This window comes from Microbacterium sp. (assembly GCF_017305435.1).
GTDB lineage: Bacteria > Actinomycetota > Actinomycetes > Actinomycetales > Microbacteriaceae > Microbacterium.
Window position 1 is genome coordinate 112,721 of record NZ_JAFKIP010000002.1, and the last position, 13,809, is coordinate 126,529.

Annotated in this window: 13 protein-coding genes; 10 read left to right on the top strand and 3 right to left on the bottom strand. The window is 73.5% G+C overall.

Features of this window, described 5'->3' with window-relative positions:
• Position 1 precedes the first annotated feature (1 nt).
• Positions 2 to 889, top strand: a complete 888-nt coding sequence (locus J0I43_RS00555) for a TatD family hydrolase (RefSeq protein WP_292857368.1) — start codon at positions 2 to 4, stop codon at positions 887 to 889.
• Between the two features lie 2 nt (positions 890 to 891).
• Positions 892 to 1,404: an NUDIX domain-containing protein gene (locus tag J0I43_RS00560; RefSeq protein WP_292857371.1), complete on the top strand. Its 513-nt coding sequence runs from the start codon at positions 892 to 894 to the stop codon at positions 1,402 to 1,404.
• Between the two features lie 142 nt (positions 1,405 to 1,546).
• Here J0I43_RS00560 and J0I43_RS00565 read toward each other — a convergent pair whose 3' ends face one another.
• Genes J0I43_RS00565 through J0I43_RS00575 form a run of 3 tightly spaced genes read right to left on the bottom strand, consistent with a single transcriptional unit; the run spans position 1,547 to position 5,144 of the window.
• A complete protein-coding gene (locus tag J0I43_RS00565) occupies positions 1,547 to 2,815 on the bottom strand; it encodes an MFS transporter (protein ID WP_292857374.1) in 1,269 nt (422 codons plus the stop codon).
• Positions 2,816 to 2,859: 44 nt separating this feature from the next.
• Positions 2,860 to 3,843: a LacI family DNA-binding transcriptional regulator gene (locus J0I43_RS00570; RefSeq protein ID WP_292857377.1), complete on the bottom strand. Its 984-nt coding sequence runs from the start codon at positions 3,841 to 3,843 to the stop codon at positions 2,860 to 2,862.
• Complete coding sequence (locus tag J0I43_RS00575; RefSeq protein WP_292857380.1) at positions 3,840 to 5,144, bottom strand: glutamyl-tRNA reductase; 1,305 nt, start codon at positions 5,142 to 5,144, stop codon at positions 3,840 to 3,842. The genes J0I43_RS00570 and J0I43_RS00575 overlap by 4 nt, the downstream gene beginning before the upstream one ends.
• 121 nt (positions 5,145 to 5,265) lie before the next feature.
• On the opposite strand from J0I43_RS00575, the gene hemE reads away from it, so the two are divergent.
• Genes hemE through hemL form a run of 8 tightly spaced genes read left to right on the top strand, consistent with a single transcriptional unit; the run spans position 5,266 to position 13,787 of the window.
• Complete coding sequence (gene hemE, locus J0I43_RS00580; RefSeq protein ID WP_367267537.1) at positions 5,266 to 6,333, top strand: uroporphyrinogen decarboxylase; 1,068 nt, start codon at positions 5,266 to 5,268, stop codon at positions 6,331 to 6,333.
• Positions 6,318 to 7,742, top strand: coding sequence for an NAD(P)/FAD-dependent oxidoreductase (locus J0I43_RS00585; protein ID WP_292857386.1), 1,425 nt, complete (start codon positions 6,318 to 6,320; stop codon positions 7,740 to 7,742). The genes hemE and J0I43_RS00585 overlap by 16 nt, the downstream gene beginning before the upstream one ends.
• A complete protein-coding gene (gene hemQ / locus J0I43_RS00590; RefSeq protein ID WP_292857388.1) occupies positions 7,739 to 8,428 on the top strand; it encodes a hydrogen peroxide-dependent heme synthase in 690 nt (229 codons plus the stop codon). The genes J0I43_RS00585 and hemQ overlap by 4 nt, the downstream gene beginning before the upstream one ends.
• Positions 8,428 to 9,690, top strand: a complete 1,263-nt coding sequence (locus J0I43_RS00595) for a ferrochelatase (protein WP_292857391.1) — start codon at positions 8,428 to 8,430, stop codon at positions 9,688 to 9,690. Before hemQ ends, J0I43_RS00595 begins: the two co-directional genes overlap by 1 nt.
• Positions 9,690 to 10,631, top strand: coding sequence for a hydroxymethylbilane synthase (gene hemC, locus J0I43_RS00600; protein ID WP_292857394.1), 942 nt, complete (start codon positions 9,690 to 9,692; stop codon positions 10,629 to 10,631). Before J0I43_RS00595 ends, hemC begins: the two co-directional genes overlap by 1 nt.
• Complete coding sequence (locus J0I43_RS00605) at positions 10,628 to 11,482, top strand: uroporphyrinogen-III synthase (RefSeq protein ID WP_292857397.1); 855 nt, start codon at positions 10,628 to 10,630, stop codon at positions 11,480 to 11,482. The genes hemC and J0I43_RS00605 overlap by 4 nt, the downstream gene beginning before the upstream one ends.
• Complete coding sequence (hemB, locus tag J0I43_RS00610) at positions 11,479 to 12,486, top strand: porphobilinogen synthase (RefSeq protein ID WP_292857400.1); 1,008 nt, start codon at positions 11,479 to 11,481, stop codon at positions 12,484 to 12,486. The genes J0I43_RS00605 and hemB overlap by 4 nt, the downstream gene beginning before the upstream one ends.
• Positions 12,483 to 13,787, top strand: a complete 1,305-nt coding sequence (hemL, locus tag J0I43_RS00615) for a glutamate-1-semialdehyde 2,1-aminomutase (protein ID WP_292857403.1) — start codon at positions 12,483 to 12,485, stop codon at positions 13,785 to 13,787. Before hemB ends, hemL begins: the two co-directional genes overlap by 4 nt.
• The last annotated feature ends 22 nt before the right edge of the window (positions 13,788 to 13,809 follow it).

Consider the following 13,809-nt stretch of genomic DNA (forward strand, 5'->3'; position numbering starts at 1 on the left):
CATGAGCGACGCCGCCGACCCCTCCACCTATGTGCGGCAGCGGGAGAAGGGTGCGCGCGACCTCTCGTACCCGGTCTCGCCGCCGCCGCTGAGCGTGCCGGTCTACGACAACCACGCGCACCTCGAGATCGAGGACGGCGGTGGGATGTCGCTCGACGAGCAGCTGCTGCGCGCCGGCGAGGTCGGGGTCGCCGGTGTCGTGCAGGCGGGTGGCGACATCGAGTCGAGCAGGTGGTCGGCGTGGGCCGCGGCGTCCCATCCGCGCGTTCTCGCCGCCGTCGCGATCCACCCGAACGAGGCCCCGGCGTATGCCGCGCAGGGAATGCTCGACGAGGCCATTGCGGTCATCGATGAGCTGGCCGCCGAGCCGCGTGTGCGAGCGATCGGGGAGACGGGGCTCGACTTCTTCCGCACCGAGGGAGAGGGGCTGCCCGCGCAATTCGAGAGCTTCGAAGCCCACATCGCACTGGCGAAGAAGCACGACATCGCGATGCAGATCCACGACCGCGACGCGCACGACGCCGTCCTGGAGACCCTCGAGCGCGTCGGCGCCCCGGAGCGCACCGTCTTCCACTGCTTCTCCGGCGACGAGGCGATGGCCCGCATCGCGGCGGACCGCGGCTACTGGTTGAGCTTCGCCGGCAACGTGACGTTCAAGAACGCGCAGAACCTGCGCGACGCGCTCGCCGTGACCCCCCGCGAGCGGATCCTCGTCGAGACGGATGCCCCGTTCCTCACTCCCGCTCCGTTCCGCGGCCGCCCCAACGCGCCGTACCTCGTGCCGGTGACGGTGCGCTTCATGGCCGAAGAGCTCGGGATGCCGCTCGACGAGCTGTGCGCGCAGATCGCCGCGAACACGCTCGAGGTCTACGGGGCGTTCGAGGACTGATCGTGGCGGGCGACGAGCTCTGGGACCTCACCGACGAGTCTGGGGCCGCGATCGGGCGGACGCATCGACGCGCCGATCCGGTGCCGGCGGGGTTGTTCCACGTCGTGGCATCCGTCTGCGTCGTGCGGGGTGACGGGCTCGTGCTCATGTCGCGGCGAGCCGCGATCAAGGACTGGCCGTTGAGCTGGGAGCTGCCTGCCGGCAGCATCCTGGCGGGCGAGTCCAGTGCGGAGGGCGCGAGCCGCGAGCTCGCCGAGGAGGTCGGCGTGCGAATCCTGCCTGCGTCGCTGGTCCCGGTCGGGCGCGTCCGGGAGGAGTCGGCGCTGTTCGATTTGTATGTCGCGCGTGCCGACGGCACACCTGCGATCACGATCGACCCCGAGGAAGTGTGCGAAAGCGCATGGGTGCCCCTGGAACAGCTCTTCGCGCGCGCCGCGCGGAATGAGATGGCCGGCCCGTGGGTCTCCCGCCTCGACCGGCTCGGGGACACGCTGCGGGCGGCCGTGCGGGTCTAGCAAAGGGCCAGCGATCTCGGGCTGGCGGGCTCGGGAGGACTTCTGCGTTCGGGAGGACCCCTGGGCGCGTTGCGCCCTCCTGAGTGCGGTTCTCCTCCCGAATGCCGGGCGACCCAGGCCGATCCAGGGCGATCCAGGCCGATCAGTCGGGCGCGGGGCCCGCTACGTCATCGAGCACGGGTGGAGCGGCGGCGATCGCCGACAGTGACCGCCAGACGATCAGCAGCGTCAGCGCGGAGCCGCCGAAGGCGAACCACCACGGCGCCGTGAGCCCCCACGTCTGTGCGATGACGCCGCCGAGCGCCTGGCCGATCACGAGCCCGCCGAACACGCCCACCATGTTGACCGACGCGATCCGACCCTGCAGCGGCAGCGGCACGAGGCGCTGTCGCACGGTGGTCGAGATCGTGCCCCACACGAACGCGTACGCCCCGAAGCCGAACATGATGAAGAACGCGACGACGGGCGAGGTCGTCAGGGCGAACGACACGTGCATGAGCACCTCGAGCGTTAGGCACACGCGCATGATCGCCGCGAACGAGAACCGCTTCTCGAGCCAGCCGAAGCTCGCGACGCCGACGAGCCCGCCGAGGGCGGATGCCGTGGTCAGCGCACCGTAGCCGACGGGCCCCATGCCGAGGTGCTCGGTCGCGTAGAGGACGAGGATGCTCCACGGCGCCGCCCACGTGACGTTGAACACGAGGATGATGACGACGAGCGTCCGCACGGGCGGGTTCTGCCGCAGCCACCGCAGGCCCTCACGGATGGGGTGGCGCGGCTCGGTCTCCCCGTCGGCGCTGTCGGCAGGCACGGGCACGGGCGTGCGCGCGATCCGCGAGATGAGGATCACGGCGAGCGAGACGCAGAGGATCTGCGTGAGGAACGGCCAGAACGACCCGACGGCGAAGAGGAACGCGCCCAGCGGGGGACCCGCGAGCTGGTTCGCGACGAGGTAGCCCGCCTGCAGTCGCGCGTTGCCGATCCCGAGGTCAGCGGGGCGCACGAGCATCGGGAGGAGCGTCGACCCCGCCGAGTCGGCGAACACTTCGGCGGTGCCGTACAGGAACGCCGTCGCCAGCACGATCCAGACGGTCGCCGCGCCTGTCACGAGGAAGACGACGAGGCCCGCCACGACGACGGCGCGGGCGGCGTTCGCGATCATGACGAGTCGCCGCCGATCGCGGTGGTCGGCGACGGAGCCGGCGAGAAGCCCGAAGAGGAGCCACGGCAGGAACTGCATCATGGCACCGGATGCCACGAGGATCGGCGACGTCGTCATCGAGGCGATCAGGAGCGGCGCGGCGGAGAGTGCGATGCCGTCACCGAGGTTGCTCGTCCACGACGACGCGAGCAGCCAGCGGAAGTTGACCCCGAGGCGGCGCGGAGCGATGAGCTCACCGGGGGAGGGCATCCCGTCATCCTAGATGCGATGACCCGGCAGCTTCGGACGCCTCCTCAGCGCGTGGTCGACCCGCGCACGAGCTCCCACGGCAGCTCGACCGGCGCGGTGAGCACCCCGTCGCGGACGTGGTCCATCACGGGGCCGCGGTCGAACGCCCGGAACATCTCGTCGGGCGCGCGTTCGGGATGCAGGCACACGTGACTGACGCCGAGCCTGTCGTTGAGCGCGCAGTCGATCGTGCACAGCGCCAGGAGCTGCAAGTCGCGGGGGAGGACGACCCCGATCTCCTCCAGATGGAGGTAGATCTCGGGTCCTTCCTCGCAATAGGCGAAGATCGCATCGACCCCGGCGTCCAGCAGGGCGTGCACCGCAGTGATGAGGCGTCGTCGCCCGGCATCCACGCGCGAGACGACGGGGGTGCGGCCGTTCACGGCGCTCCACGCGAGGTAGGCGCTCTCGCCGAGCTGGTCGCGCGGCACTTCGCTCTCGTCGACGAGGAAGCCGATGCGCTCGGCTCCCGCCGCTGCGAGGTGGGCGAGGCCCGCGCGCACGGCGGCGGCGTAGCCCGTCCGGATCGTGACGCCCCCCAAGGCCACGGTGAGGTCGACGGCGGCGACGGGGATGCCACGGGCTTGCGCCTCGCGCAGGATCGCGCGGTCATCGGAGGGGTCGGGGAAGTAGAGCCCGTCCAGCTGCGCGCCGGCGAGGAGGTCGGGGCGGGAGTCGGGCAGGACCGTCACGGTGAACCCGCGCACGGAGCCCGCGCGGACGAGCGCGTCGAGCTGGCGGGCGCGCTGGAGGGCGCGACGCCCGTCGTGGAGGGAGTTCGTCGCCATGACGAACCCGATCGACATGGTCCGGCCGCTGCGGAGGGCCGCCGCGCTCTTGTTCGGCGTGTAGCCGAGGGATGCCGCGATGGCCTTGATGCGGTCGCGCGTCTCGGGGCGGAGGTTCCCGCGGTCGTTGAGGGCCTGGCTCGTGGCGGCGGTCGACACCCCGGCGCGCTCGGCGACGTCGCGCAGGGTGACGCGGCTCATTCGGCGTCCTGCGCGGATGGGCCCGCGGCGGGGGAGGCGGCCTCGGGTGCGGGCGCGTCCGCGCCGGACGCGGCGGGGAAGACGGTCCGCACGGCATCCGCCCAGTCCGGACCCGTGCCCGCGGCCGCGAGGCCGTGCCCGCGGGCGATGAGACCGTGCAGGAGCGCTCCGGAGAAGTGCCGCAGCGCCGCTTCGGTCTCGGCGTCGCCGCCGCGCGCACGGGCGCGGGCGATCTCGGCATCCATCACGTCGTGCACGTATCCGCGCATCGCGACGACCGCCGGGGACACTTCGTGCACGCGGCGCGCCATCGCGTGCCGATGCGCCGCCGTCGCCACGATCAGGCGGGCCTCGTCGATCGTCGCGAACTCGTCGATCGGCGCGTGCACGCGGATCGTGTCGAGATCGAGCACGTCGATGCCCGGGAGCGACCGCAGCCCCGGATCGACGTTCCGCGGCATGCCGAGGTCGATGATGAGCTGGCCAGTCGTCCGCCTGCCCCGGGCCGCACGGTGCCCTTCGGTGGTGAGCGCGAACGCGTCGGTCGTCGTCGTGCACGTGACGACGACGTCGGCGAGGGCGGCCTCGGCCGCGTAGTCTGCGGCGGAGACGGGGACGAGGTGCTCGCGCTGGGCGAAGCGCGAACGTCCCGACCGGGAGTGCACGCGGATGTCCTGCGCTCCGACGGTGCGGAGGGCGGCGAGGGATGCCGCGGCGTAGCGCCCCGTCCCGACGAGGAGCACGCGCGCGTCCTCCCACGCACCGACACGAGAGCCGGCGAGCTCGACCGCGAGGCGCACGAGCGACCGCCCGGATTCGCCCAGGCGCGTGGAGTTCTTCACGGCGCGCGAGGTCTCGGTCGCGCGCTGGAAGAGGTGTTCGAGCGGGGCGGTCGTGACCCCCGCGCGCCGCGCGGATTCGAGGGCGCGCTTGACCTGACCGGCGATCTCGTCCTCCCCGACGGCAACGGAGTCGAGCCCGGCCGTCACGGCGAACAGGTGCTGCGCGACCCCGTTCCCGTGCGCGAAGTCGACCGTGTCGCGGACGCGGCGGAACCCCAGCTCGGACAGATCCGCGATCCGCTCCATCGCGGCATCCATCGCCGGCAGCGGCGACGGATCGCGATGGTCGTCGACGTCGAAGTAGGCCTCGAAGCGGTTGCAGGTGGCCAGGACGACGGCGCCGCGGATGGCGTCGTGCGCCCCGGTGAGCTCGGATGCCGCGGCGTCGCCCAGGACGGAGAGGCGCTCCAGGTCCTCGAGGGACGTGGTGCGCTGGTGGGCGGCGAGACAGACGAGCATCGTGGGTAGTATAACGATTAACTCCCGCCGATCCGAAGGTGTCCCGTTGCGTCTCGCGCTGTCCCACGCTCATCCGCTCGCTGCCGCCGACGGCACTTCCCGAGACACGTCGACTTCGCGTCTGGTCCGGGCGCTGCGCGGTGACCGGCCCGACGTGACGCCCGTGTGGTTCATGCGCCAGGCCGGCAGATCGCTGCCCGAGTACCGCGCGCTGCGGGAGGCTGGGGGAACCATGCTCGAGGCGTGCCTCGATCCGGCGACCGCGAGCGAGATCACCCTCCAGCCGGTGCGCCGACACGGCGTGGATGCCGCCGTCTTCTTCAGCGACATCGTCGTGCCGTTGCGGCTCGTCGGCGTCGAGGTCGAGATCGCCGCCGGCCGCGGCCCCGTCTTCCCCGAGCCTGTGCAGACGGCGGCGGACGTCGCCCGCCTCGTGCGGATCGATCCGTCCCTCGTCGAGGAACGCGGCGAGAGCATCGTCGACGCCGTGCAGCGGACGACCGCGATGCTCGCGGAGGAGGGCGAACGCCGCGGTGAGGCCCTCCCGCTCATCGGCTTCGCGGGGGCGCCGTTCACGCTCGCGGCGTACCTCGTCGAGGGCGGCCCGTCGAAGGATCATCTCGGAGCGCGCAGCCTCATCCACTCCGACCCGTCGGCGTGGCACGACCTCACGCACTGGCTCGCCGAGGTCACGGGGCGCTTCCTCGCGCTGCAGGTGCGGGCGGGCGCGAGTGCGGCGCAGCTGTTCGACTCGTGGGCGGGCGCGCTGGCCCCCGCCGACTACCGTCGCGCGGTGCTCCCGGCATCCGCCGCGGCCCTGGAGCCCGTGCGTGCGCTGACGGTCGGTGGGGATCGGGCCGTGCCTCTCATCCACTTCGGCGTCGGGACGGGCGAGATCCTCGCCGACATGGCTTCGATCGGCGTCGACGCGCTCGGCGTGGACTACCGGGTGCCGCTGGATGCCGCGGCCGCCCGCGTCGGATCGCACCTGACGCTGCAGGGCAACCTCGACCCGGCGCTCCTGTTCGCGCCCACAGAGGTCCGTCGCGCGGCCGTGCACGAGACGCTCGCGGCGGGTCTCGCGGCACGCGCGCACGTCTTCAACCTCGGCCACGGCGTGCCGAAGGACACTGACCCGGACGTCCTCACCGACCTCGTCCGCACCGTCCACGCGTGGCGGGCTTCGTGACCGTCGTCGTCATCGGCGGCGGCGTCGCGGGCCTCACGGTCACGCACGACCTCGCCCGCTCCGGGGTGCGCGTCGTGCTGCTGGAGGCCTCGGACCGTCTCGGCGGTCTCCTGCGCCGCGGCACCGTCGCGGGCGTCGACATCGACCTCGGGGCGGAGTCGTTCGCGACGCGCACCGACGCCGTGCCGCGGCTGATCGCGGACGCCGCGCTGCCGCTCGATCTCGTCACGCCGGAACCGGGCGGCGCCGCGCTCGTCGTCGAGGACGCGTCCGCGCCGGACGGCGTCGCCCGCGGCCCGTTGCCGCGCCGCACCGTCCTCGGCATCCCGGCCGACCCTCTGGCGAGCGACGTCGTCGCGCTCATCGGCGCGGATGCCGCGACACGGGCCGCCCGGGAGCGGGAGCTGCCCGCCTTCGACGCGGCATCCGCATTCGAACCGCCCCTGTACGACCTCGTCGCCGCGCGGCTCGGCCCGGTCATCGCCGACAGACTCGTCGACACCCTGTGCCGGAGCATCTACTCGCGCTCGGCGCACGACGCACGGCTCTCCGACCTGCATCCCGGCCTGTGGCGCGCGCTCTGCGCGACCGGATGGCTGACGGATGCCGCGGCGCAGCTCGCCGCGCAGGCTCCCGCCGGTTCGGCGGTCGGCGGGATCGCCGGCGGTATGTGGCAGCTGCCCATCACGCTCGGGCGCGCCGCGCAGCAGCACGGCGCCGTCATCCGGACGGGTGTCGCGGCGCAGCGAATCTCGGGCGATTCCCACGCGACCTCGGGCGATGACGACGCGCTCGTCGTGGAGACGGCGGACGGCCCTCTCCCAGCGCGCCGCGTCGTCGTCGCGACAGGCGCGCGCGGCGCCGCCGCGCTGCGCCCGGGCCTCCGCGCCGACGGCGGGGCAGGCAGTGTGGCCGACACGGTCCGCGTCGTCGCCGCCGCCATCGACCGGCCGGACCTCACCGCGCTCCCCGTGGGGTCGGGCGTCATCGTCGATCCCGCTGTGCGCTCCGGCGCGAAGGCGCTGACGCAGACCACCGCGAAGTGGGCCTGGACGCGCGCCGCGACGCCGGCGGGGCGCCATCTCGTCCGGCTCTCCGCGCGCGATGCGGGCGACGGAGGCCTCGACACACCGACGGCGATCGCGCGCGAGGTGACCCTCCTCACCGGAGTTCCGATCGCCCCGGGCGACGTCGTCGACATCGCCGTTCAGGAGTGGACGGATGCCGTGGCCGCAGCCCCCGTTCCGAACGCCGTCCGAGCGGACGCGGCTCGCGGCATCCATCACACGGGCGCGGCCGTCGCCGGCACCGGCCTCGCCTCCGTCATCCCGCACGCCCGTGCGCTCGCCGCCCGCCTCGCGGGCGAGCTCGCCGTCCCATCCGCCCATCCCACGAGGAGTCACGCATGACCGAATCCACGCCTCTCGGCTACACCCTGTTCGCCGTGCTCGCCGGCCCCCGCCCGCGCGTCGCGGCTCCCGATGCCGCCGCACTCGCCGAGCTCGATGTGGCGGTCGCGGCGCTCGCGGCGGACGGCGTGACGCTGCGCGGCCTCTACGACGTGACGGGCATGCGCGCGGAGGCCGACCTGATGGTGTGGATCCACACGACTCCGGGGTCGGCCGACGACCCGGCATCCCTGCAGAAGGCGCTGCGGGCGCTGCGGCGCACGCGCGCCCTCGCGGACTTCCAGATCGTCTGGAGCGTCATGGGCGTGCACCGCGAGGCGGAGTTCAACAAACGGCACGTCCCCGGCTACCTGCGCGGCGAGCACGCGCGCGGCTGGCTTTGCCTGTATCCCTTCGTGCGCAGCTACGAGTGGTATCTGCTGCCCGATGAGGAGCGCTCCGGCCTCCTCGCCGAGCACGGCCGCAGGGGAGCCCGGTTCACCGAGGTCGTCGCGAACACCGTGTCGACGTTCGGGTTGAGCGACTACGAATGGCTGCTCCCGCTCGAGAGCGACGACCCCATCCATCTCGTCGACATGATGCGCGACCTCCGCGCGACGGGCGCTCGGCGCCACGTGCGCGAGGAGGTGCCGTTCTACACGGGTCGCCGCATCGAGATCGCCGAGCTCGCGGAGGTGCTCGACTGATGGCCGCGCAGAACATCGGCGCCGTGGATGCCACGGCCTTCCGGCCCAAGCCTCCGCGCGCGACGGGCGTGCCGCCGTGCGCCTCCGCGCCGGACGGATCGCCGTGCGTCGTGCCGGGAGCGACCGCCGCCGCCGCGAGCGGGGCGCCGCACGTCACGGAGCCCACGGCGTACGACGGCGTGCTGCTGCTCGGCTTCGGCGGCCCCGAGGGGCAGGACGACGTCATCCCGTTCCTGCGCAATGTCACGGCCGGCCGCGGCATCCCCGACGAGCGCCTCGAAGAGGTCGCCCACCACTACCGCCACTTCGGCGGCGTCTCGCCGATCAACGATCACAATCGCGAGCTGAGGGCGGCGCTGGATGCCGAGCTGCGGGCGCGGGGCCTCGACCTCCCCGTCTACTGGGGCAACCGGAACTGGATGCCGTACGTCACGGACGCGCTGGAGTCGGCCGTCGCCGACGGCCGCACGCGCCTGCTCGCCCTCGCGACGAGCGCGTACTCGTCGTACTCCTCGTGCCGTCAGTACCGCGAGGACCTCGCCGACGCCGTCGAGGCCACGGCCCTCGGCGGCCGGGTCGAGATCGACAAGGTGCGCCAGTTCTTCGACCACCCCGGATTCGTCGCCCCCTTCGCCGAGGGCCTGCGCGACGCGCTCGCGGGTCTCCGCGCTGACGGGTTCGCCGACGACGAGATCGAGATCCTCTTCTCGACGCACTCGATCCCGTACTCCGACGCCGACCGGTCGGGGCCGCCGGATTCGTCGGGCGCCGGCTTCGGCCCCGGCGGCGCGTACGTCGCGCAGCACGTCGCGGTCGCCGAGGCGATCCTCGAGAAGCTCGGCGCGACCTCGCCCTGGCAGCTCGTCTTCCAGAGCCGCTCCGGCCCGCCACAGGTGCCGTGGCTCGAGCCCGACATCAACGACGTGATCGCGGAGTTGCCCGCCGAGGGTCGCCGCGCCGTCGTCATCGTGCCCCTCGGGTTCGTCAGCGACCACATGGAGGTGCTCTGGGACCTCGACACCGAGGCCATGGAGACCGCCGCCGAGCACGGCATCACGGCCGTGCGCACCCCGACCCCCGGCATCCACCCTGCGTATGTCGCGGGGCTCGTCGACCTCATCGTCGAGCGCCTCCGGGGCACGGATGCCGCCGATCGCCCCCACGAGACGGAGCTCGGCCCCTGGTACGACGTATGCCGTCCGGGCTGCTGCGAGAATAAGCGGCTCGGGTTCCAGCCGGCCCTCGCGGGGGCGGGGGCGTGATGACCGCTGCCCCGCTGCGGCTCGGTACGCGCGCGAGCCTGCTCGCGACGACGCAGTCGGGCCTCGTCGCCGACGCGCTGCGCGCCGCGACGGGCCGCCAGGTCGAGCTCGTCCGCATCACGACGGACGGGGACGTGCTGACGGGACCGCTCGCCCAGCTCGGTGGCACGGGCGTGTTCGTCGCGGCGCTGCGCGACGCGCTGCTGCAGGGCGCGTGCGATCTCGTCGTGCACTCGATGAAGGACCTGCCCACCGGCGACGTCCCGGGGCTCCGCATCGGTGCGGTACCGCCGCGCGCGTCGGTGCGCGATGTGCTGTGCGCCCGCGACGGGATGTCGCTCGCAGACCTGCCGCGGGGTGCGGTCATCGGCTCGGGCTCGCCACGGCGGGTCGCGCAGCTGCTGCGCGCACGGCCGGACCTCGATGTCCGCGGCATCCGCGGCAACGTCGACACGCGGCTGCGCAAAGTCGACGACGGCGAGTACGACGGGATCGTGCTCGCCGAAGCCGGGCTGTCGCGTATCGGCCGCACCGACCGCATCACCGACGCCTTCGACGCCGCGCGGTGGCCCGCGTCGGCGGGCCAGGGCGCGCTCGCCGTCGAAGTGCGCACGGACGACGGCGTCGCACCGCTCGTGGACCTCCTCTCCGACCCGGATGCCGAGGCGACGGCCCTCCTCGAGCGCGCTGTGCTGCGCCGGCTCGAGGCCGGATGCGCGGCTCCCGTCGGCATCACGGCGCGCGTCGACGGCCCGGGCATCGCGCTCGTCGCCGAGGTGTATGCCCTGGACGGGACGCGTGCCGTGCGCGTGGAGCGTGCCTTCGCACGCGTGGCCGTCGCTTCGGAGGCGGATCGTGCGCATGTCGCGGCGACGGTCGTGCGCGAGCTCCTCGACGCCGGGGCCGGTGACCTCGCCGACCTCGCCGGGAGCGGACGATGACCGCGTCCGCGCCCTCCGGGGGGTTGCGCGGCGCGCGTGTGCTCGTGCCACGCGGCGGCGCGTGGGGCGCCCACGTCGCGGCGGCGATCGACGCGCGCGGGGGCGACCCGATCGTCGCGCCGCTCATCGCCTCGGCGCCGCCCCGCGACGAGGCGGCCCGCGACCGCGCGTTCGCGGCGCTCGCGGCGGGGGAGTACTCCTGGCTCTTCGTGACGAGTGCGGCGAGCGTCGAGCAGCTCGCCCTCCACGGCGTGGCGATCCCGGCGGCCACCCGCATCGCGGCGGTGGGCCCCGCGACCGCGCGCGCGGCCCGGCACGCCGGCTACGAGGTCGCGTTCGTGCCCGACGGGCACTCGTCGGCGAGCGCGCTCTCACTGCAGTGGTGCGCCGCGCACGCGCCGAGCGAGGCCGGTCGTGCGCTCGTCGTGCGATCCGACCTCGCAACGGCGACCGTCAGCGACGAGCTCCAGCTGCGGGGCTTCGCCGTCGACGTGTGCATCGCCTACCGCACGGTCGGCGTCGACCTCGATCCGGCGATCGCTGCGGCGCTGCGCAGCGAGGAGTTCCGTGCCCCAGCGCCCGAACCCGGCGATGCCGAAGCACCGGAACCATCCGATGAGGCCCGCGTGGATATCGTCCTCCTCACGTCCCTGAGCGTCGCGCGCGAGCTGCGCCGCCAGGTCGGGACGCTCCCCCCTCGTGTGCGAGTAGCCTCGATCGGGCCCGGAACGACGCACGACGCCGAGCGCCTCGGCTTCACCGTCGCCCATACCGCCCGCACGCAGTCGATCGACGCTCTCGTCGCCGAGCTCGACAGCCGCCCAGATCATCCCCGGGAGGACACCCCGTGACCGCATTCCCCACGCGCCGGCCACGCCGGCTCCGGCAGAGCCCGGCGCTGCGTCGCCTCGTCGCCGAGCACGACCTCACGCCGCGCCGGCTCGTCCTGCCCGTCTTCGTCAAAGAGGGCATCGACGTCGCGCAGCCGATCGCGAGCATGCCGGGGGTCGCCCAGCACCCGGTCGAGGCCGTGGCCGACCTCGTCGAGCAGGCGGTCGCCGCCGGCATCGGCGGCATCATGCTGTTCGGCGTCCCGGCCGTCCGCGATGCCGTCGGCAGCGGAGCGACCGACCCCGGCGGCATCCTGAACCGCGCCATCGCCGCCGCCGCGGGGGCCGCCGCAGGGCGCATCACGGTGCAGGCCGACCTGTGCCTGGACGAGTTCACCGATCACGGCCACTGCGGCGTCCTCGCTGCGGACGGAAGCGTCGACAACGACGCGACGCTCGAGGTCTACGCGCGCATGGCCCTGGCGCAGGCCGACGCGGGGGCCGACATCCTCGGCCTCTCCGGCATGATGGACGGCCAGGTCGCGGCGTGCCGCGCGGCGCTGGATGCCGCGGGGTATGGCACGACGCGCGGCGATGTCGTCCTTCTCGCCTATTCCGCGAAGTACGCCTCGGCGTTCTACGGCCCGTTCCGCGACGCCGTCGAGTCGACGCTGCAGGGCGACCGCCGCACGTATCAGCTGGACGCGGCGAACGGGCGCGAGGGCGTGCAGGAGGCACTCATCGACATCGACGAGGGCGCCGACATCGTGATGGTGAAGCCGGCGGGGCCCTACCTCGACGTCCTCGCCGAGGTCGCGGCGGTGTCGTCGGTGCCCGTGTGGGCGTACCAGGTCTCCGGCGAGTACGCGATGATCGAGCACGCGGCATCCGCCGGGCTCATCGACCGCGACCGCGCGATCGGCGAGTCGCTCGTCGGCATCCGCCGCGCGGGGGCCGAGGCGATCCTGACGTACTGGGCCCTCGAGGTCGCCGGCTGGCTTCGGGGCGGGAGGGACCTCGCATGACGACCAACGACGAACTCTTCGCGCGCGCGCAGGCCGTCATCCCCGGCGGGGTCGATTCGCCCGTGCGTGCGTACGGCTCGGTCGGCGGCACGCCGCGTTTTCTGACGAGCGCGTCCGGCGCGTACGTGACGGATGCCGAGGGCCGCCGCTACATCGACCTCGTCGCCAGCTGGGGCCCGGCCCTCCTCGGTCACGCCCACCCCGAGGTCGTCGCGGCCGTGGTCGACGCCGCCGGGCGCGGGCTGTCGTTCGGCGCTCCGACTCCGGCCGAAGCCGAACTCGTCGAGGAGATCGTGCGGCGCGTTCCGGCGGTCGAGAAGGCACGTCTCGTCTCCACCGGCACGGAAGCCACGATGACCGCGATCCGGCTCGCCCGCGGGGCCACCGGGCGCGACCTCCTCGTGAAGTTCGCGGGGCACTATCACGGCCACTCCGACGGACTGCTCGCCGCCGCCGGGTCGGGGCTCGCGACCTACGCCCTGCCGGGATCGGCGGGCGTCCCCGAGGCGATCGCGGCGCAGACCCTCGTCGTGCCGTACAACGATCGCGCCGCCCTCGAGCAGGTGTTCGCGGCGCACGCGGGCCGCATCGCCGCCGTCATCACCGAGGCGGCCGCGGCCAACATGGGCGTCGTGGCCCCGGCATCCGGATTCACGACGTTCCTCGCGGAACTCTGCCGGCGGGAGGGCGCGCTCCTCATCAGCGACGAGGTGCTCACGGGCTTCCGCGCCGCAGCGGGCGGTTACGCGCAGGTGCTCGCCGAGGCGGGGGAGGACGTCGTTCCCGACCTCGTCACGTTCGGGAAGGTGATCGGCGGCGGTCTTCCCGTCGCCGCGGTCGGCGGTCGTGCGGACGTCATGGACCTCCTCGCCCCGACCGGCCCCGTCTATCAGGCCGGCACGCTCAGCGGAAACCCGGTCGCGGTTGCGGCGGGGATCGCGACACTGGGCCTGGCCGACGACACCGTGTACGCGCGCCTGACGGCGGCATCCGCTGCCCTCTCCGTCGCCGTCGGCGACGCGCTCGACGCGGCCGGCGTGCCGCACGTCGTCCAGCGCGCCGGAACGCTCTTCAGCGTCTTCTTCGGCGCCGATGTGACGGCCGGCGTGCCCGATTACGAGGTCGCCCAGCGACAGGACTCGGCCGCCTACGGCCGGTTCTTCCACGCGATGCTGGATGCCGGGGTCTCGCTTCCTCCGTCGGCCTTCGAGGCGTGGTTCGTCACCGCGGCGCACGACGACGAGGTGATCGACCGCATCGCCGCCGCGCTCCCGGCAGCCGCGCGCGCCGCCGCCGGCTGAGAGGCGTGGGGGCGGGACGTAC

Excerpts from the sequence above, each read along its gene's own strand:
- J0I43_RS00555 (WP_292857368.1), top strand. The coding sequence starts at position 2 with ATGAGCGACGCCGCCGACCCCTCCACCTATGTGCGGCAGCGGGAGAAG.
- J0I43_RS00565 (WP_292857374.1), bottom strand. The coding sequence starts at position 2,815 with ATGCCCTCCCCCGGTGAGCTCATCGCTCCGCGCCGCCTCGGGGTCAAC.
- J0I43_RS00570 (WP_292857377.1), bottom strand. The coding sequence starts at position 3,843 with ATGAGCCGCGTCACCCTGCGCGACGTCGCCGAGCGCGCCGGGGTGTCG.
- J0I43_RS00575 (WP_292857380.1), bottom strand. The coding sequence starts at position 5,144 with ATGCTCGTCTGTCTCGCCGCCCACCAGCGCACCACGTCCCTCGAGGAC.
- hemQ (WP_292857388.1), top strand. The coding sequence starts at position 7,739 with ATGACCGAATCCACGCCTCTCGGCTACACCCTGTTCGCCGTGCTCGCC.
- J0I43_RS00595 (WP_292857391.1), top strand. The coding sequence starts at position 8,428 with ATGGCCGCGCAGAACATCGGCGCCGTGGATGCCACGGCCTTCCGGCCC.
- hemC (WP_292857394.1), top strand. The coding sequence starts at position 9,690 with ATGACCGCTGCCCCGCTGCGGCTCGGTACGCGCGCGAGCCTGCTCGCG.
- J0I43_RS00605 (WP_292857397.1), top strand. The coding sequence starts at position 10,628 with ATGACCGCGTCCGCGCCCTCCGGGGGGTTGCGCGGCGCGCGTGTGCTC.
- hemL (WP_292857403.1), top strand. The coding sequence starts at position 12,483 with ATGACGACCAACGACGAACTCTTCGCGCGCGCGCAGGCCGTCATCCCC.